We start from the raw sequence: 19,119 nt of genomic DNA, 5'->3' as shown, positions 1-19,119 counted from the left end.
AATAATTAGATATCTATATTCTACATACTAATACTTCGGCACGAAGTCAAATTTTTCCTGTGGTTCAGTTTATCTTTTCTTCATAACACTACGCTTGGACCAAGCGGCTCATCGAAATCGCCTAGTTGAAACAGAAACCCACCCCCTCATTTTACCGAACATGAAAAAAACAGCTGATAAACTTCAGCTGTTCGTTCTTTATATATGCTTTGATTTTAATCGTAGGTTCTTCCACATATGATAGTATACTCCACCAGAAGTCATCACTGCTGGAACAGTAAAAATAAAGGAATATTCAAATCCTTGCTCTGCAACGTGTTGAATTGTCCCAGTGGTAAACATCATAAATATCCACAAAACCATCGTTATAGCAAGAGAAATAGATGCAGCTAGGTTTACAGGCTTTGCAAGACGCGCTAGTTTATCAATAGAAGACTCAGCGTCACTATATATGGGTGTAGTTTCTGGTGCTGCCTTAAAAATATGCATATCTGCACTAGAACAAACATGTGTCCAGCCACCGTAAGCAAATAGCTCAAAATACTCCTCTTCTTCATCCTTCGGTAATTTACGATAATCAATACTAAAAATGACGTCTTCTGGTTCACCTTTCTCTAGCCCATAGCCAGCACATCGAAATCTTTTTAAATGCCACCCATTTGCCGCTTTTTCACTTAATTCTTTCATATCGCGCTCCTCAAAAAAAGCTAAACCATATGATGCCATATATCTCTTATTTCGCACTATTTTTGCCCCCTTTGTAGTCCCTGCTCTGCCAATTGAATCATGACCTTTCTTCTTTCAATATCTTCGAGCAATATTTCTCGACCTTTATCCGTTAAGACATAGACCTTTCTCCGAGAATCCGAATCATCATGTAGCTGAATAAGTTGTTCAGATAATAGTTTTTTAATAATTGTATAAAGGGATGCTGGACCAACTACGAAAGTCCCCTTTGTTGTCTCCTCTATTAAACTCATGACAGCATAACCATGGCGAGGCTCCGTTAAGGCAGCCATAATATAAAAAACAGAATCTGTTAACTGCTCTAATGATTTCATTGTCTACACCTCCAATATATCACAAAATGATATATCATTAAATAATATATCATTTTGTGATATATAGAGCAACTCTATAAAAAACCCCCTCACAAGTCGTTACTTGGAGGGGATAAATAATTCTACGCTCTTTAATTTTCACTGAACTGGGCGATTCCAACGTAGCTGATATCTGAACATTTCTTTTTTCGTGTTCTTATCTAACAACAAAAACTCATCTCCTGCTTGAATCGCAAAGTAGTTCTCTAATGTACGAACACCCGGATTTTTTTGCTCAGCGTTAACAACACCTATATTTTCTTCCCAAATAATGCGATGGTTTTTCATGTCATATAATAATACGATACTGTCTGCACTTTCTCGCTTCGTTTGTCGATAAGATACAATAGCTGTTTGTTGTTGCAAATCAACATCTAATACGGCAGGATCTAAATTCTTGTATACTTGTATGGCAGGTTCAGCTAATACATTGCTGCTAAATTCTCGAACCTCTTCATAATCCTCCAACGGTTGATTGTGCGAAGCAAAATAACCTGGAATATCGGATTCTATGAAAAATTTTGTAGAAAGATATTTTTCAGCTTTGTTATCTTCAGCTAATTTCTTGCCATCGAAGCGATAAAAGTTCCCATCGACACCCTCTAAATAAAGATTATTCTCTAATAAAACTATATTGTGAGAACCTATATCTAAAACATCTATTAACTGTTTATGCTTTTCCGTAAATTCTTTTTCAGAGAGCTTTTCTTTCCCCGTTTTCATATCTAATAATGAAAGTTTCCCGTATTCACCGTCACGATGATGAACAAGAAGTCCCCCCATAAAATTGCCTATTAAAGTCTCTTTACTTGAAGAGGATTTCGTCCACTGTTTTTCACCTGTTTGCAAATTAATCGCAATAATTTGATGATGTGAAATAATTTGCGTAATGCCATTACCTGTACCGTTATTTTCAGATCCTTTAACCATTTGGACAGCAATTTTCTGTGCATTATCTGTATATATGGGTGATTCTGAATTGATAGGGAAGCTTCGACCAGCTAAACCAAAGGCAATCATCAAAAGATTCCCTAAAAAAGCGTACAGGATAAAAGTTATGACAAGAGCAAAATTAAATCGGCGTTTGAACAAAGCATACAATACTAATAAAAGCCCAACGCCAATGACAATGCCTAAAAAGATATCGTGGATAAACCAACCATTAAAACGCCATGAATCTATATAACGTTGAAAAAAATTGTCCAATTCTCCTCCCCCTCATCAGATCAATTTCGCCTCGGCGTAATTGCGTTCGGATTTTGAATTGTGCCCAGGCCTGCACGAGGGCCGACACGATGTCGGTCATTTCGGTAATACCACAGGACGTGGTGTTTTTACCGATGCAGGTCAGTTAGCCGTTTTAGCTGGATGCGAAGGTTTTAGGCTAACTTCCTTTATTCATTCCTTTAAAAAATCCGTAACATCCACCGGAGGCTTTAGGCCAATACGATGTTGGTCACTCAGTCGTTGCCACAGGACGTGGCGTTCTTAGACTGAGTTCCTCTATTTCAGTAGATGTTTGGACACCTTGAAAAGAAACCACATCCTCATTCATCTCACCACTTTAAGAGGTAGGAGTCTTCTACTGAATGAAGATATACTGTTTTTCACGTTTAACTAAAATCAGAATAAAGGACATAGCGACCACATTCTAAGCATCGAAATAAATACCCTTGATGATGCCCATTATTCATAAGTGATTCTGATAACTCTTCAATAGAAAAACCAGTATAATTTTCAAATTGTTCTGTAATGCCCAACTCCACTAACTCACTCCAGCCAACATAGCCAATAAATGCACAATAATCTGAGCAATGAGCCATCCAATTATTACCTTGCCAACTAATAAAACCAGGTGTTCTACACATTACTTCCTCAGTAAAACTGGAATTTATAACATTCTCATCATTTAGTAAGTCCTGCTGGAAAGAACCGTCGTATTTTTTAGCAGCTGCACCACTATGTATACATGTAGGACAGAGATAATCAACCTCTTCAACAGCATAAATACTTCCAGTATAATAAACATCTACTTCCTGTTCGCAGCAATCACAAGTTACATCTTCTTCCGCTTCAAAGATTTTAGATTTTAATGGGTCTGGCAAATACTTAAATTTAGGTATTATTGTTTTAATTATTTTATCCTCTCTAATTTTACAAGGATACAAAGGTTTCACACAATTCGGATTATCTATGTAATATTTTATTGATCCAAATTTTTTCTGATCTTTCTTGTTCCCTACATCCATAACTAAAGTGAAAATCTTATAGGCATCCGAATACATCCTAAGCATACAGTAGATGTCTGCGAGTATCCTAAAATTACCTTCAGTTTGCTCTTGAAGTTTCACTTTTTCCTTAAACTCATGCATTTGATTAATACTGGCTGGATCAGAAGGATTAAAATTTCTTCTTTGTTCATGCCATTCTTCTAAAATAGTCATATATTAAATTCTCCTAAATTTGGTTTTGACGTTTCCCGATTACATTGTAAAAGAATAATCTTTTATGACTGTACAAATTTCCACGTTATATTCCATGTACCATTTTTCTTTTCCGAATTGCTGTGCAACTAGATGTTTTGAATTTTCTTTCCATGCTTGGATGGCCTCTAGTGACTCCCAATAGGATACAGTAATTCCTTTCCCTTCAGCATCTCTAGCACTTTCTACACGAAGAAATCCAGGTTGCTTTTGTGCTAGTTCGTCCATCACTTCTGCCATCTTGGCATAGCCTTCCCCATCCTCATCTGTTCTTTGTGATGTAAAAATTACAGCATAATATGTTTCCATAGCTATTTACTCCCACCTTTTTATGTATTATTGTAAACGATAAATACTTTTATGAAAATCGAAATATGGAATGCAGAAAGGATTGTGACAAATGAGTATTAATCCAAATATGGCTGAAATTGCTTCTCTCCTTGGAGAAACTTCAAGAGCTACGATGCTAGCTAGTATGATGGATGGTCGTTTTCATACAGCAAGTGAATTAGCTTATATGGCTGCCATTAAACCCCAGACAGCTAGCTTTCATCTTGCAAAGTTAGTAGACGGTAAACTTGTGAAAGTAGAGAAACAAGGCCGTCATCGATATTTTCAATTAGCAGACGAAGAAATTGCTCATTTACTAGAATCCTTCCTAGCGATTTCTCCACCACCTGAAGTACGCTCATTAAAACAATCAAGCCAAATGAAATTACTACAAGGTGCAAGAACTTGCTATGACCATTTAGCTGGTAAACTAGGTGTTCAATTAACAGACTCTTTGGTTAACGCAGGCTATCTAAAACTAGAAGAAAAGCAGTTTCTCATAACAGCTGAAGGTGCACAATTTTTTATAGATTTCGGTCTTGATTTAGATGATTTAAAAAGAAAGCGTCGATCATTTTCCCATGCATGTTTGGATTGGAGTGAACGACGTTATCATCTAGCTGGTGCTCTTGGTCAAGGAATGCTTACACATTTTTTAAGTTTGGGTTGGGTGACTCGTGTCCCGTCTATTCGTGCCATTAAAGTGACTGAAAAAGGAAGGGCTGGCTTTAAAGACGTTTTTCAATTAGATGTATAAACTAGCACAGGGCTCTGCCTACTTTCCGCGGACAGTCTATATTCGACTCCCCGCGGATATTTTTTTTGCGTTAGCCGTAAAGTTACGGTTCACCAAATAAATACCGACAATTATAAACAGCCCTCCTACGACTAGCGATGGTTTTAATGGTTCATTTAATAGTATCCAGCCTGTTATCACGCCGAAAAAAGGAGCTAAAAACAAAAAGGCACTCGTTTTTCCAGGATCACTATTTTGTAAAAGATAATACCAGCCGGCAAATTGAACAATTGACGAGAAAATGCTAAGCCATAATAAAATGGATACTGAATGAACATTCACAGTAAAAAATGGTTGTTCTAACACGAAACTTGCCATTAAAAGTAGTAAACCACCAAAAAGCATTTGATAGGCTGAAAGCACCCATGTATCAAATGATACTCCCCACTTTTTAGCTAGTAATGTCGCAATTGCCCAAAAAACAGCTGAAAGAAAACCAAAAAGAATGCCGATTTCACCTTCAATCTGTATACCCATTGTAATCGTAACACCAATTAACCCCAAGAAAACACCACACCATTGATACAATCGGTAACGTGCTTTCGTAAATATTGTAGCGAATATAACTACAAGCAAAGGATTCGTAAACGTTAGAATAGAAGATTCACTTGCTGTAATTGTCCGTAAGCTTAAAAAAATACAGCCCATTACACCCGCAGTTTGAAATGCTCCAATCGTTAAAATTTTCATCCAGCCTTCTTTTGAAGTAGGATGAGGTCTTTTTAACGCTAATACGACGACAGCCATCAAAATCCCTGCCAGTAGAAAGCGGAGTGCAGCCAATAACAGTGGAGATGCATAAGGCAATCCCAATTTAACAATGGCAAACGAAGATCCCATTAAAAAGGTCGTTAAAACTAACAATGCTGTAAATTTATAAATATTCATTATTTGTCCCCCTATTTCTATGTTTAAGAACATTATAGACAGGAAAAACTTCAACTCTTATCGAAGTATGGAATACAATAATGGAGGAAGGAACTTTTTTCAGTTTCATTTCATTTTTATATGCGTATACTTAGTTGAATATAGTATATAGGAGGAAGCTGCTTTGAAAATATTACTAGCAGAAGACGATGCACGGTTAAGAAGAAATATCGTTCATATTTTAAAGAAAGAATTTCATAATGTGACTGAAGCGGAGAATGGACAGGAAGCGCTAGACCATACGCTTACAGAACAATACGATCTTGTTATTTTAGATTGGATGATGCCGCACCTTAGTGGAATTCAAGTGTGCCAGCAGCTACGAAACACTGGATTCAATGGTAGTATTTTAATGCTAACAGCGAAGGACGACACAGAGGACATCATTAAAGGTCTTGATAGTGGCGCAGATGATTACATAGTAAAACCATTTAAAATAGAGGAACTGTTAGCAAGAGTTCGCGCATTACTACGAAGAAAAGATAAAGTGATAGAACAGGTCATCCAGATCGATCAATTACAGCTGAATGTAGATTCTCGTGTGTTTTTGTACAATAATGAAGTAGTTGATCTAACTAAAAATGAATTTTTACTTTTGGAGTATTTATTTATCAATAAAGGTCGTGTACTAACTAGAGAACAAATTTGTATTTATATTTGGGGCTACGATTACGATGTTTCGAATAATTCCTTAGATGCTTTAGTCAAGCTTGTTCGAAAAAAAATTGATGATGGTCAATCCAAATCACGTATTCAAAACGTTAGAGGGATTGGCTATAAACTGAGGGAAGACTAATGTTTCATAAAACGAAAAAAAAATTATCCTTTTTGTATGCAACGCTTTACTTATTGTTATTTTCACTATTCGTTATTGTTATATACTTTTCCCTCGTAAAATTAATGGAAAATCAACAAATAAACGAATTAGAAGACTTTTATGGTAAGCAAGAGCATGATTTCTTTGAACATGTTCATGCAGACACTAAAACTTTAAATTTTGACCCAAATCGCAGTTTTTTTTACTATATTTACACAAAAGATCATAAGTTTGTCCATGGTGATGAATCTTACAAGGGTCTGAAGAATCAGATTGAAAAAGCGTTTGGGAATGAAAATCCTGATGAGGAGCTCATACAACATTATGAATGGCAAGAAGAGCATTTTCTAATTTTGAAAAAGCCAATTTACAACGATGATACTGTAGCAGGCTATATTTTCGTTGGTAAATCTGTGACGTCACAGCATCACTTTTTCCAGATGACAAAGTATTTACTAATAGTATTAACTTGTATTTCTACGATCTTAATCGGTCTATTGGCCTATTATTTAGCTGGTAAAGCGATGGTCCCTATTCAATGGTCGTTCGATAAACAAAAAAAGTTCGTATCCGATGCTTCCCATGAATTACGAACACCATTAAGTATTTTTTATAGTTCACTTGAAATTTTAGAATTGGAAGAAGAAAAGCAATTAAGCCCTTTTGGGAAGGAATTAATTGTGGACTTAAAAGATGAGGCTGAAATAATGAAAGAGCTCATAGATAAACTGCTGTTCTTAGCAAGACACGATCAGCAGCAGGTTTCCATTCAAAAAGAAAGCATACCATTATCAACATTACTCCTAAAAGTGAGCACGAAATTTCAAAGGATTATGCCTCCTGACATACAGTTTTCTACTGAAATCCAAGAAAACATCGAGCTGCTTGGTGATGCTTCAAAGATACAAGAGCTGCTCTATATTCTTTTAGACAATGCGATAAGATATACAAATAGTGGAGCAATAACACTGACGCTTTTAAAAAATAGAGATTCTGTAAAAATTACTGTTGCTGATAGCGGCGTTGGTATAACTGAACAGGAATTACCTTTAGTGTTTGAGCGATTTTACCGAAGTGATGCTGCTCGTCAACGAAATGGTACTGGTTTAGGTCTTGCCATAGCAAAAGCAATAGTGGAGCAGCATGAGGGGGAAATTTATGCGACAAGTAAAGTCGATAAAGGCACTACATTTCATATTGAATTCCCAATATAAACATTATTCAACATAAAGGAAGCGGGGCTTTTTAAAACAGCCCCGCTTCCTCTTAATTATTGTTGTGACGTTGAAATATTTACTTTTTTCATGAACTGGCTTATTGTTCTTGCAACCAGCACTAACATGGTAATTCCCCCAGAAACTACATAAAACATAATAATCAACGTATTTTCTGTATCCGTTCCTATTAACACTCCATGAGCAAGTGATAATGCCCATGCTGGTAACACAAGAAAGTGTAGCTTTTTCCATAACGAGCGATTCATTGTTCGAATCCATAAATCCGATGTCATGACTACCATTAAAAATAAATAAAATGCTATTGTTCCAAGTGCCGATGGTAGAGACTGATATTTAGCGGAGAACGGAATTAAAATCCCCATTATACTATAAGGCTGATAATGATCGATTAAAAGCACTAACATATGCGCAATTACGGTAATTAATCCTAGCCATCCAGCATTTTGATGTATATGATAAATTAAGTTTTTATGGGATTTGACAAATGCTGCTTTTCTCAACAAACCAAATATAATGGAAATTGTAAAATAAAAATACGCTAAAAACCCTAATAATCGAATCCATTCCCACGTACTGATGATCATTTATTTCACCCCCGTCATTCTCCAGTTTGCTACTTGCCCTTCTTTAACAATGAAGCGGGCACTTTGTTGACAATTATTTTCGAACCATTGCTGCAATTCACCTTCATCCATAAGAAAGCATAGTTTAGCACCAACCTCTGCATCACATAATGAGGACGTTACGACTGAAGCTTGTAAGACTTCTGTATTAGCTATTTCACCTGTTTGTCCGTTTAATAAATGATGTTTCTTCATGGATCCTTGCATCCAGCTTCGATACACTCGATTGGATGTAGCGATAGCACCTGTTTTCATTTTGATGGAGCTAATTTCCTTGTCGATATCCCAGGCATCTGCAACACCAATTGTCCAAGTTTTTTCCCCAGAAGACCACATTTTCATATCCCCTCCCCCATCTATTAGTCCGAAATCGGGAGATATCTCTTGCTCAAGCCACTTCGCCAATATTTCAATGGCATACCCTTTGGCAAATCCACCTAAATCAATTTCCTGCTGAGCTACCTTCATGACTTGCTCATCGCCTAGAAATTGAAATGGTTGATTAGCAATAAGAGGTTTGTTCTGAAATACCTTGCTTTTAGCTGAATCAAATGGGAAAGATTGATTGTAGCCATGCTGTTCTAATTGGCGTTTAAGATACGGTGAAAATAAACCGTTAGAAAGTTGATAATATTGATTTGCTTGCATTAAACAATCATACAGTAACGAATTAATGCGTAGCGTTTCTCCAATTTTCAAATCATTTAGTTGTGATAATTCATTATTCGCTTGAAATCTTGACCATTCTTTTGCTACGTATTGAAGCCATTTCTCCGCTTTATCTTTCCATACGAAATAAACACCTTTTGGCATAGCTATATAAAATTCAGTATTCATTATTTGCAAAGTTAGTGTATCCACACGACCAACTCCATTAAGTTCTTTTCGTTTTGCGCTCGCTTTTAACAGCAGGCTGACTTGTCATTTCAAAGTTTGTCCAATCCAGCTGAGCTAGTTCTTTTTCTTTTTCCGTCATATTTTTCTGATCTACTTCCTGAATATTTTTTGTACGTGTAGTTTCGGCTTCTGTTGGATTGTTAATTTGGGTTAGTATCGCTGCAGATAAAAGTATCCCTGACGCCCCTAATACCCATTTTGCCTTTTTCGGATCTTTCATAGTGCTTCCCCCCTAATTCGTAATTGGTTGGCAGACAAATGTTTGATTATTTTCTTGCCACTCTGCTATATAGCCTAAGCCATTCGTTATTGTACTAATCGGTACATATAATTCTTCATTCATGTAAAATACTTGTGCAGGAGATGGTGTTTTCACATTGTTATCATAAACAACGTTAGTTCCTGCTCGGTAAATTAATTCATTTGCTCCATTTCGGACGTCTAAAATTTTACTTTCTTTGTAAAATGTCGCTTTTGCTCCTAGGGCCTGTGCTACTGCTTTACCCGGTACAAAAAATTCACCGTCTTTTGGTACAATAAAAAAGCTTAGCTCCTTATTTGTCCCTTCTACCTTTAACGTGACTTTTTGAGAGTTTATAAAAGGTAGCACTTCTTTATTTGCAGCAACTGTTCGTGTCCAAATATTCCAAGTACCTTTCGCACTTACTGCGTCTTGAAAATAATAAGTTTCCCCTTCTTCTTCATCGTCATAGTAATATTTCTTATCGTCATCATCATCGTCGTCTTTATAGTCCTTATATTCTTTATACTTTTCATGTTTTTTATCTTTATGTTCGTGATCATCTGCATGTACGACTACGTCATTTGTTATAAAACCTGTCAATATAAGAACTACAACAAGACTAATTTTTTTCATTTTCATCTACACTACTCCTTTCCTTTGACTTCATTGTAGGTTTTAAAAATGATATAAGACTGAATTTTTCAAACAAATTTTTACATACAATAAAAAGCCATTTCTACGGACAGATTCCTCTGCTTAGAAATAGCTTAGTTCATAAATCTATGATTCTTTTGTATATCTTGGTAAAAACTATCCTACAATTATAAAAATCAGCGTAACATTTGATATACTCTTTACATTCACTTTAAATTACTAACAACCAATTTTGAAAGGAAAATATGTCTTAAATGAAGGTTAACATTAAAATTATAGAAAAACTTAAAGAAGAATCATGTACATTTAACATTCACAAAGTAACGTCTTTTATTCAAGATATCGTATCAACTCTTGAAAAAAGCTCCGACAACTATTTACTAGCAAAGTCTACATCCAAAAACGAACAAGAAAAAATTCCTTATTCCAATATATTTTATTTAGAATATCTTGAACGAAAAATATTCATTTATACAAATGATACTATTTTTGAAACAAAAAGCCCTTTATATAAATTGGAGCATGATCTTCCCAATAACTTCATCAGAATCTCAAAAACGATCCTGATCAATATTCATTTTTTAAATAAATTTTCGGTTAAACCTAACGGTAATCTTGAAGCAATTCTATCGAATGAAGAGAAAGTAATTGTGTCAAGAAAATATGTATCTTCTTTGAAAAAGACACTAACAAGATATTCCAAAAGCCCACTTATGTATTGATTTTCACCACATATGTTTAGACGTATTTCTTTATTCCCTCTTTGATGCCATTATGAATAACATCAAAGGAGGCAATAAAGAATGTATAACATCATTAGAGAAGTAGTTTTAAGAACGCCATTGTCAGTATGGATATTATTAATTATTTTAACAAAAAGAGGTATCGCTATTTCCCAGGAAAGGCCAATCAATTTATCTAAAATGTTTTTAGTTCCTTTCATATTTATGATATGGGGATTTGAAAAAATGATCTCTCAATTTTCTCACTTAGAAATTTGTTTGATTAGCTATTTCTTTTTCATATTTCCTGGGACTTTAATTGGTTATTTGTTGTACAAAAAATATCAAATGTTCCTCAAACAGGAATCAGTAATCATCAGAAAGAAGTGCTATCTTCCATTAATCATTATTCTAATAAATTTTTTAGTGAAGTATCTCTTAAATGTAACTTTAGGCATCTCGCCATCATTTTATAATGACCTTTCATTTAATATCATTTATTCTGCCATAAATGGACTATCTATCGGACTTTTCTTCGGAGGAATTCTTTATACATATTATGTACAAAAAGAATTAAACAAGCCTATCTTATTTTGAGAGGAAGACATTTCGTTGCAATTAAAAAATAGACTATTTTCAGGTTTAGGCACTGGTGCATTTATTTATATGATGGTTTTACTATCGAGAAAAAATATCATTTCTTCAGAAGCTGAGATTATTAGTGTATTCATAATCTCAGCTTGCGCAGGTATTTTTACAATCATTTTTGACATTGAAAAAATGAACTATTTGTTTGCTTTAGTCATTCATTTTATCATGATGTTTCTAGTAGTCTTTTCTATATCTTTATATAACAAGTGGTCAGATCATTTTCTAAGCGTAGATTTCCTTGGTGGTTTTTTATTACTCTATTTGTTTGCTTGGATCATAACACTGATTAAGACTAAAAAAGAGGCGAATGAACTCAATTCCTTACTAAAACAGATAAGAAATTTTTAAAGGGATGCATTGGGTCACATTTAGTCTAGTGACCCCTTAATGCCCTATCACGCAAACGAATATAAACTTAAACTTTGTTTTTTCAGCATATTTTACGGTAATTAGGTAAATCAAGCTTCATTAAAACTCTCTTTAATGATTTTTTTCTTATTCGGAACTTTCGCCCAATAAGTAAAGTATCGTAATAACAATTCAACTGGCCCCATTTTAAAATACTTTAACCATACTATACTAAAAGTAATTAAAATAGCGTGGATTAAGAAACACACTATTAATGAATGAATAGGTGTCATACCAATTAGGAAGCTAAATACAATTAGTAAGGCACTTTGCGCAAGATAATTTGTTAAAGACATTTGTCCATAAAATTTTAATGGAGATAATATCATTTTTGCTCTATCCCATTGTAAAATAATAAGGAAACTGCTCATCATCATAAAAGGAACAATATAATCTTCTAGCATTTCTGTTCCTGCAGGAGTAATGTCAATTGACAGCTTTATATAAAATAAAGATACATAAGTACAAATATTAACTATAAAAAAAACCGAAATATACCTTAATCTCCCATGCATATTTTCAAAAAAATTAAATTGCCCCATCGTAAAACCTAGCATCATCGGTGCAAACCATTTACTTATGTTGGATAGTAAATCTAGCCATACTATTCTCTCACCATAATACGGTTGATAAAAAGCTGTAACAATAGATAAGGCTATTAGTGAAATCGTTATTATTAAGTTGTTCCATTTACTTCTTTTAAAAAATATTGCCATAAACAGGCCAAGTACTGCATACACCATTAATACATCGGTAATCCCTGGCGGTGCATATAATGTATGAATCAGTCCTAGTACAAATAAAAAACCGATTCTGCGGAAATACAAAAGGTATCTATTGTTTATTTTTTGTTTGGATCGATTCATAAAAAGATAACACCCAAATCCAAATAAGAAGAATAAAATAGGGTGAAATTCCCTGTTGAATATAGAATATAATACTCCGTGTAATTCATTATAGTTGGACGAATCCATAACCTGAAAGCTATTCACAAGAAGTACCCCCAGCAAGGCAAACCCTCGTAAGTAATCCATAGTGTCTATTCTTTCATACGTATTTAATTTATTCATTCAGAATCTCCTAATAGAAAACTATATTTTTTAGCATTAATACATAAAAAAGCTACTGTTTTTTTCATTTTGCCAGCTCCTTATTTTTGATACTTTAAACATAAACGTTATTTTTTGATAAATGAATGACTGTTCCCTTACAATATGACTTTTAATCTTACTAAATTGTAAAACTTGATTTTCCAAACGGGAAAGCCTACTCCTTCAGGTGTGGGATGTGAGTGAGGTCGGATACGGTTAAAAGTGTGTTTAAGAAAGTGAAGAAAAATAAATACAAGGTTGTTCCTGTGTTAAAGAAGCCAGTGTCTTTTCGGAATAACCAAAACTATTCTTTTGATTTCGCGCACATTTCAATCAAAGATACCTAACATCTTAGTTTTAATCATAAATAAAAGGAGCTATTTAGTTAGCTCCTTTTTTGCCCCTATTAAAAAGTAAAAAAGGACTGAATTTCAGCCCTTTCTATTATAAATCTTCTATATCATATTCAGTATATCCCTCATAATAGTAGCTAATATCAATACCCATCATGAAAACTTCACGGCTATTAATTTCATCTAATAATGCTTGTTGGAGCAATTGCTTAATTTCAACGTCTCTAATCGGACTACGTTCCATCGCCAACAAGTAATCTTCCTTATCAATCTTATTCCATTCAACAACCCTTTGAAGTTCTTTTTTAAAGATTAAATCTAGCCAAATTCTAGTAGCTCTACCGTTCCCCTCTCTGAAAGGGTGAGCGATATTCATTTCAACATACTTTTCAACAATTTCATCAAAAGTTGTTTGTGGCATCGTATCGATATGCTCTAAAGATGCTCTAAGATACATGATTGGAGCAAATCGGAAATTCCCTTTTGCTATATTGACCTCTCGAACCTTTCCAGCAAAGAAATAAATATCCTCAAATAGATAGCGATGAATTTCAGAAAGACCCTTGAAAGTGCCTACTTCTAAGCTATTTATTTTCCCTGAATCGTATAACTCTTTAGCTTTCTTCTTTGAAAGCCGTTCTTCTGTTCGATTCAAATCAAGTTGATTTGTGATACCTAATTTATTTTCAAGCATCGTCATACTCCCCTTAATTCTTTTTTAATTTTCGCACTTTCTAGAAAGTATAAGCAAATTATGACTGCCTACAATATTGCAGCCATAAGAGATATTTCTTTGTATGATTGTTTTTGATTATAGCATAAATAGCATAGATACCAGCTATAGCACTAAAAACGAAAATAACCCATGAGATTATTGTAAGTATACTCATTCATTCTAAAATTTTATGAAGCTTATTGTAAATTTTGTATAGGCATTTTTCTCACTTTCAACTTTTATTAAGGCTTGATGCGCTTCAATAATTGCTTTTGTTAACGCCAAGCCAATCCCCGTCGAATCATGTTTTTTAGAACTACTTGCTTTGTAGAATCGATTAAAGATATGCGGTAATTCCTCAACTGCAATCCCCTCTCCAAAGTCTTGAATCACAAGTTCCGTATAAATGGGTGTATCTTTGAGTTGAAGTGTGATTTTATCACCATTTTTGGAATGCTCAATCGCATTCTTTAACAAGTTCACCAAAGCTTCTTGCATCCATAATTTATCGTGGAAAACTACTATTTCTTCCGGCTCATCCCAGTCAATTAACAAATCTTTTTCATTGATCATATTTTCCAAACGATTTAAAACTTCATGAATCGTTTCCACCAAGTTTAACGGCTCTTTATCAAATGTAATAGCTCTGGCATCAATTTTCGCGACTTTTAACAAGTTTTGAATCAAGACATTCATTCTGCTGATTTGAACTTCATTATTTTGCAATAATTGAACTTGCTGCTGACGGGGCAAGTCTTCATTCAATAACAATTCATTGTAGATGGATATCGTCGAAAGTGGTGTTTTTAACTGATGGGATATGTCTTGTAATACTTGACCTAAAAACTTCTTTTCTTCAAGCAAATCACTCATGCTTTTTCTAATAATATCTTTCATGGAACGCAAAGAAATTACTAGTTTGGCAATATCGCCTTCTTTATTTTCATTTATTGTAACCGAGTAATCCCCTTCGATTATTTTTTTGGCAGTCGAAGTAAGTTGTTTGATTTTATTGAAGAAAATAGTGTATTGTATGTAATTTGCCAAAAACAATAGACATCCGAAAATAATCAACCCCAAAAAAATTGATTGATTATGGCTAAAAATATTGTTATTTAAAAGTGGAAAAAGTTCTGTCTCCAAATCTTCATATAATCCATATTGTTTAAAGATTTCTCTTCCTTTTTCCTGATACTCATTGGAATCAGAAGAATTGCTTGTTAAGACTTTCATAATTTCTGCTTCATTCTCAGGATTTTGTTCAACCAATCTGGCGGTAATTTCCCCCCAGGTTGTAATCGAATCACTTTTTAAATGATCGTAAAATAGTTGATGTGTCATATACTGATAGATAATAAATAGAAAAAATAAAGCGAACATTATGATCATATAGCCTTTTATCTCAGTATTTTTTATCATGTTACTGTCTGTACACATCCTTATCCCAACGATATCCTAATCCTCGTTGGGTGATGATAAACTGTGGATTTTTTGGATTATCTTCGATTTTGTCTCTTAAACGCATAATATATACAGATAACGTATTTTCATCAAAAAATACTTCATCACCTTCCGTAATTTCCAGAAGAATTTCATCTCTTTTTAATACTTTGTAAGCATTCTTCATAAAAGTTAACAGAAGCTTATATTCTAAATTCGTTACTGGGACAAGTTCTTGATTTTTATAAACCTTGACTTGATTCATATCAATTTTTATATTCTCAGATGTTAAAATCAATGAAGCTTCTTCTAACTTAGTTTGTTTACGTAATTGCACTCTTACTCTCGACATAAGTTCTCTAACTCGAAAAGGTTTTGTTATATAATCGTCTCCACCAATATCTAATCCCATTACTACATTCACTTCTTCGTCAAGGGCGGTTAAGAAAATAATAGACATGGCATCGTTTTGTTTTTTAAAGTGCATGCATAGATCATAGCCATTTCCATCTGGAAGGTTGATATCTAATATAGCCAACTTAAAAATAGTATGATCAAACTGGTTTCTCGCTTCTTTTACACTAGAAGCTCTAATCACCTCATACCCTTCGTTTCTTAATGAAAACTCGATGGCTAAACCAAGAGCCTCATCATCTTCAACCAGTAATATTTTATTCAAAAATACCCTCTCCTTCCTCTAACTCCATATTAGCAGTTACCGCCAAATCAGAATAGCCTGACTATAAATAGCCAGGCCTTTCGTATTATTCTTCCCTTATCGTATCTATAATATTATCCTGCTGGATTCTTCGGAGCGGTAGCAAAACAGATAAATAACTAATGAACAAAGCGGCAGCAAACGTAATGAAACAAGCCTCATAGGGAATCGTCCATGCAACCTTCAAGACACCGGAGGCAGCCAAATAAATAATATATGAAAGTATGCATCCGAAGAAAATGCCTTGCAAGCTTCCAGAAAAACCATAAATCAGTGCTTCATAGATAATCATTTTTTTCAAATCCCTTTGGGACATGCCTATGGATTTTAATGCAGCCAGTTCTTTTCGTCTAATCATGATACTTATAGTAATCGTATTGAGGATATTTAAACTGCCAATTAAAGCAATGACCACAATAAAAGCATAGACAAGAATTTTGGTCACGAGAACGGATTCCTTCTTGGCTTTATTCTCTTCTAAGTGATTAACCACTGTAATGGAGTGTTTATTTCCAAAAGTCTCCTGGATGTCCTCAACAGTCGCGAGAGATTGAGCTGTATCCTTCAATACAATTTCAAAACTTAAGTCCTGTTCGTAAACTTCGGATACATTTTGAATTAACTTTAACTGATCCATAATTTGCAGGTTCTCAGAAGATGCTTGATTGTCATTTGGAAGATAGATTGTAAGATCCGATTTAGTGGAAGAATCGTTCATAAAATTGGATGAAAATGCGATATCCATCAACGATGAAAAAGTAATAAACAATACACTGCTTATAATAATTGATAAAATGGTAACCATATAACGATTTTTATTTCTTTTTACATTTTTCAAGGCCATGCTCAATGGGAAAGATAAAGGCTTTTTCAGAGCGGTATTCTTTTGTTTTTTGATTGCCTCTTTTTTAATTGACAGTCTGCTGCTGATTGCTAGCAATGGAGATATTTTGCCTGCAAAAAAAGCAGGGTAATAACTAGACGCTAAAACAGTTATCAGGGTAAGAAGCGAACTAATTAAAATTATCTTCCAATCGACATTGAATATCGAAATATCCTGACCATTTTCTAATACAATCAAGAAAATAGTTTGGAGAATAGCAAGTGCCAATAAGCTGCATACAATCCCAATTGGTATAGCGATGACAGCCAGCACAACAGCTTCTTTCATAACAATTTGTCTAATTTGCTTTCGCGTAGCGCCGATGCTTCTCAGCAAGCCAAACTGCTTCATCCGCTCTACGACACTGATTTGAAAGGCGTTATAAATGACAACAATTGTAGAAATGACAACTATACTGACAACAATAACAAGAATGGCCAGGAGCGATTGATCCGATTCCGGTTCCAAAGCTTGAATCAATTGAGTATTAATATCAATGTTATTGTCTTCAGTCATTGATTTAAGTTCGTCTAAAACCTCGTTAAAGTCTGCTTTCTCGTTAATTTCAATTAATATCCTTCCTTCTCCAATAGCAAACTCACTTTTATATGTTAATAATCGTCCCTCTTTATTTTTCTGTGTAAACTCACTATTATTCAGTAAACCAACCAGTTGATATGTTTTTCCATCCAGTTCAAATGAATCACCGATTTGAAGATCTTTTTTTATATAAGATAGTACCCAGGAATCTACAGCTGCCTCATCGTCATTGGTTGGTAATTTGCCATCAAGAAGGCTATAGGTTAAAAATTTCAAGGCGTCATGATCCGCGAAATTCATTTTCACAGAAACATCTCCTACAGGAACGATGTCTCCCTTAGACATTAAACCAAACGATTCAATTTGGGGATTAAATTTGACTTTATTTAAAAGCTCTTCGTCATAATCTGAAATACCTACATGAAAAGAAACTCCGCTTAACTTCTTGTTATTCTCAATATGGGTAAGTTGTGATCCTTTCATAAAGAGGCCAATCGTTGAAATTAACGCTACAGAGAGTATGATGCCAACCAAGGTCAAAATAGTTCGTTTCATATTCTTCTTTAAATACCTGGTACCTAATTGCTGATAACTATGAATCAAAATCATTGTCCTCCAGTCTGAAACTTTTTCTCAGTCAGTCGCTGATCAGAAATGATTTTACCGTCTTGTATTGTGATGATCCGATCCGAAGCCGATGCTATCGTTAAATCGTGAGTAATCATGACAATGGTTTGATTGTATTTTTTTGCCGTGAATCTTAATAAATCCATCACTTCTTTCGTATTTCGAGTATCCAAATTACCAGTAGGCTCATCAGCAAGAATCAAATGCGGACGATTAATAAGCGCCCTGCCAATTGAAACCCGTTGCTGTTGCCCTCCAGATAGTTCGGAAGGCAAGTGATTCATACGTTCTTGAAGCCCAAGGATATTAATAATTTCATTTAGATATTCCATATCTATAGATTCACTATCCAATAATGTAGGCAAAGCAATATTTTCCTGGACATTTAATACTGGTATCAAATTAAAGAATTGAAAAATAAACCCGACTTTTCTTCTTCTGAATATGGAAAGCTCATCATCTGTATATTTATAAATATCACTGTCCCCAATGAACACCTTTCCTGAACTAGGGTGATCCAACCCACCTAAAATATGTAGTAGTGTACTTTTTCCAGAACCAGAAGCACCGACAATTGAGACGAATTCGCCTTGCTGAATTGAAAGATCAATCCCTTTTAATGCATCTACCCTGTTATTACCTTCCCCGTAACTTTTCACTACATTTTCCATACGTACAACTTCCATATAACCCAACCTCTCCTCAATCAATTATGCCTCGGATTAATTGCGTCTAGAATCGGCTTTGTGCTTAGGTCTGCGTGAGGACCGACACGATGTCGGTCATTTCGGTAATGCCACAGGACGTGGCGTTTTTACCGATGCAGGTCAGTTAGCCGTTATCGCATGGATGCGATGATTTT

Annotated in this window: 22 protein-coding genes and 1 pseudogene; 7 read left to right on the top strand and 16 right to left on the bottom strand. The window is 34.6% G+C overall.

Annotation, left to right across the window (positions count from 1 at the left end):
- Positions 1-198 precede the first annotated feature (198 nt).
- The 5 genes from ACIQ7T_RS11670 to ACIQ7T_RS11650 form a co-directional block, all read right to left on the bottom strand.
- The gene (locus ACIQ7T_RS11670) at positions 199-744 is read right to left on the bottom strand and encodes a DUF2812 domain-containing protein (protein WP_370083404.1); all 546 of its coding nucleotides are present in this window, start codon (positions 742-744) and stop codon (positions 199-201) included.
- Complete coding sequence (locus ACIQ7T_RS11665; protein ID WP_370083403.1) at positions 744-1,061, bottom strand: PadR family transcriptional regulator; 318 nt, start codon at positions 1,059-1,061, stop codon at positions 744-746. The genes ACIQ7T_RS11670 and ACIQ7T_RS11665 overlap by 1 nt, the downstream gene beginning before the upstream one ends.
- 138 nt (positions 1,062-1,199) lie before the next feature.
- The gene (locus tag ACIQ7T_RS11660; RefSeq protein ID WP_370083402.1) at positions 1,200-2,306 is read right to left on the bottom strand and encodes a PA2928 family protein; all 1,107 of its coding nucleotides are present in this window, start codon (positions 2,304-2,306) and stop codon (positions 1,200-1,202) included.
- A gap of 407 nt (positions 2,307-2,713) precedes the next feature.
- A complete protein-coding gene (locus ACIQ7T_RS11655) occupies positions 2,714-3,544 on the bottom strand; it encodes a CbrC family protein (RefSeq protein ID WP_402870464.1) in 831 nt (276 codons plus the stop codon).
- Positions 3,545-3,583: 39 nt separating this feature from the next.
- Entirely contained in the window at positions 3,584-3,892 is a 309-nt protein-coding gene (locus tag ACIQ7T_RS11650; RefSeq protein ID WP_370083400.1) for an antibiotic biosynthesis monooxygenase family protein, read from the bottom strand.
- 91 nt (positions 3,893-3,983) lie between these two features.
- On the opposite strand from ACIQ7T_RS11650, the gene ACIQ7T_RS11645 reads away from it, so the two are divergent.
- Complete coding sequence (locus ACIQ7T_RS11645; RefSeq protein WP_370083399.1) at positions 3,984-4,670, top strand: ArsR/SmtB family transcription factor; 687 nt, start codon at positions 3,984-3,986, stop codon at positions 4,668-4,670.
- Positions 4,671-4,706: 36 nt separating this feature from the next.
- Here the strand turns inward: ACIQ7T_RS11645 and ACIQ7T_RS11640 are convergent, their stop codons facing one another.
- Positions 4,707-5,597 (bottom strand): DMT family transporter, encoded by an 891-nt coding sequence (locus tag ACIQ7T_RS11640; RefSeq protein WP_370083398.1) that lies wholly within the window; start codon positions 5,595-5,597, stop codon positions 4,707-4,709.
- Positions 5,598-5,760: 163 nt separating this feature from the next.
- Between ACIQ7T_RS11640 and ACIQ7T_RS11635 the strand changes: the two genes are divergently transcribed.
- On the top strand, positions 5,761-6,432 hold the full coding sequence (locus ACIQ7T_RS11635; RefSeq protein WP_370083397.1) for a response regulator transcription factor: 672 nt from the start codon (positions 5,761-5,763) through the stop codon (positions 6,430-6,432).
- The gene (locus ACIQ7T_RS11630) at positions 6,432-7,667 is read left to right on the top strand and encodes a sensor histidine kinase (RefSeq protein ID WP_402870459.1); all 1,236 of its coding nucleotides are present in this window, start codon (positions 6,432-6,434) and stop codon (positions 7,665-7,667) included. The genes ACIQ7T_RS11635 and ACIQ7T_RS11630 overlap by 1 nt, the downstream gene beginning before the upstream one ends.
- 56 nt (positions 7,668-7,723) lie before the next feature.
- On the opposite strand, the gene ACIQ7T_RS11625 is transcribed toward ACIQ7T_RS11630, so the two are convergent.
- From ACIQ7T_RS11625 to ACIQ7T_RS11610, 4 genes are read right to left on the bottom strand one after another with little or no spacing between them, the layout of a single operon-like run.
- Positions 7,724-8,275 (bottom strand): ferric reductase-like transmembrane domain-containing protein, encoded by a 552-nt coding sequence (locus ACIQ7T_RS11625; RefSeq protein WP_370083395.1) that lies wholly within the window; start codon positions 8,273-8,275, stop codon positions 7,724-7,726.
- Positions 8,276-9,175, bottom strand: coding sequence for an FAD:protein FMN transferase (locus ACIQ7T_RS11620; protein ID WP_370083394.1), 900 nt, complete (start codon positions 9,173-9,175; stop codon positions 8,276-8,278).
- A gap of 13 nt (positions 9,176-9,188) precedes the next feature.
- Positions 9,189-9,431, bottom strand: coding sequence for a hypothetical protein (locus tag ACIQ7T_RS11615; RefSeq protein ID WP_370083393.1), 243 nt, complete (start codon positions 9,429-9,431; stop codon positions 9,189-9,191).
- 12 nt (positions 9,432-9,443) lie between these two features.
- On the bottom strand, positions 9,444-10,094 hold the full coding sequence (locus tag ACIQ7T_RS11610) for a copper amine oxidase N-terminal domain-containing protein (RefSeq protein ID WP_402870454.1): 651 nt from the start codon (positions 10,092-10,094) through the stop codon (positions 9,444-9,446).
- Between the two features lie 269 nt (positions 10,095-10,363).
- On the opposite strand from ACIQ7T_RS11610, the gene ACIQ7T_RS11605 reads away from it, so the two are divergent.
- The 3 genes from ACIQ7T_RS11605 (at position 10,364) to ACIQ7T_RS11595 (ending at position 11,830) form a co-directional block, all read left to right on the top strand.
- A complete protein-coding gene (locus ACIQ7T_RS11605) occupies positions 10,364-10,831 on the top strand; it encodes a LytTR family DNA-binding domain-containing protein (RefSeq protein WP_402870451.1) in 468 nt (155 codons plus the stop codon).
- A gap of 81 nt (positions 10,832-10,912) precedes the next feature.
- Complete coding sequence (locus ACIQ7T_RS11600; protein ID WP_402870449.1) at positions 10,913-11,428, top strand: hypothetical protein; 516 nt, start codon at positions 10,913-10,915, stop codon at positions 11,426-11,428.
- Positions 11,429-11,443: 15 nt separating this feature from the next.
- Positions 11,444-11,830 (top strand): DUF3021 family protein, encoded by a 387-nt coding sequence (locus tag ACIQ7T_RS11595; RefSeq protein ID WP_370082613.1) that lies wholly within the window; start codon positions 11,444-11,446, stop codon positions 11,828-11,830.
- Between the two features lie 110 nt (positions 11,831-11,940).
- Here the strand turns inward: ACIQ7T_RS11595 and ACIQ7T_RS11590 are convergent, their stop codons facing one another.
- Positions 11,941-12,960 (bottom strand): DUF418 domain-containing protein, encoded by a 1,020-nt coding sequence (locus ACIQ7T_RS11590; protein WP_402870445.1) that lies wholly within the window; start codon positions 12,958-12,960, stop codon positions 11,941-11,943.
- A gap of 239 nt (positions 12,961-13,199) precedes the next feature.
- On the opposite strand from ACIQ7T_RS11590, the pseudogene ACIQ7T_RS11585 reads away from it, so the two are divergent.
- Positions 13,200-13,316, top strand: a pseudogene (locus tag ACIQ7T_RS11585) (RNA-guided endonuclease TnpB family protein); the annotation flags it as partial.
- A gap of 109 nt (positions 13,317-13,425) precedes the next feature.
- Here the strand turns inward: ACIQ7T_RS11585 and fic are convergent.
- From fic to ACIQ7T_RS11560, 5 genes are all read right to left on the bottom strand, one after another.
- The gene (gene fic / locus ACIQ7T_RS11580) at positions 13,426-14,028 is read right to left on the bottom strand and encodes a protein adenylyltransferase Fic (protein WP_370082609.1); all 603 of its coding nucleotides are present in this window, start codon (positions 14,026-14,028) and stop codon (positions 13,426-13,428) included.
- Positions 14,029-14,229: 201 nt separating this feature from the next.
- Positions 14,230-15,468: a HAMP domain-containing sensor histidine kinase gene (locus tag ACIQ7T_RS11575; RefSeq protein ID WP_370082607.1), complete on the bottom strand. Its 1,239-nt coding sequence runs from the start codon at positions 15,466-15,468 to the stop codon at positions 14,230-14,232.
- Position 15,469: 1 nt separating this feature from the next.
- The gene (locus ACIQ7T_RS11570; protein ID WP_370082605.1) at positions 15,470-16,168 is read right to left on the bottom strand and encodes a response regulator transcription factor; all 699 of its coding nucleotides are present in this window, start codon (positions 16,166-16,168) and stop codon (positions 15,470-15,472) included.
- 85 nt (positions 16,169-16,253) lie between these two features.
- Positions 16,254-18,233, bottom strand: coding sequence for an ABC transporter permease (locus tag ACIQ7T_RS11565; RefSeq protein WP_402870441.1), 1,980 nt, complete (start codon positions 18,231-18,233; stop codon positions 16,254-16,256).
- Between the two features lie 2 nt (positions 18,234-18,235).
- Positions 18,236-18,943, bottom strand: coding sequence for an ABC transporter ATP-binding protein (locus tag ACIQ7T_RS11560; protein WP_370082601.1), 708 nt, complete (start codon positions 18,941-18,943; stop codon positions 18,236-18,238).
- Between the last annotated feature and the right edge of the window lie 176 nt (positions 18,944-19,119).

This window comes from Lysinibacillus sp. NPDC096212 (genome assembly GCF_044763105.1).
Classification (GTDB): Bacteria; Bacillota; Bacilli; order Bacillales_A; family Planococcaceae; genus Lysinibacillus.
Note: the sequence above shows the minus strand (reverse complement) of the source record. Positions and strands in the feature narration are given on the sequence as shown.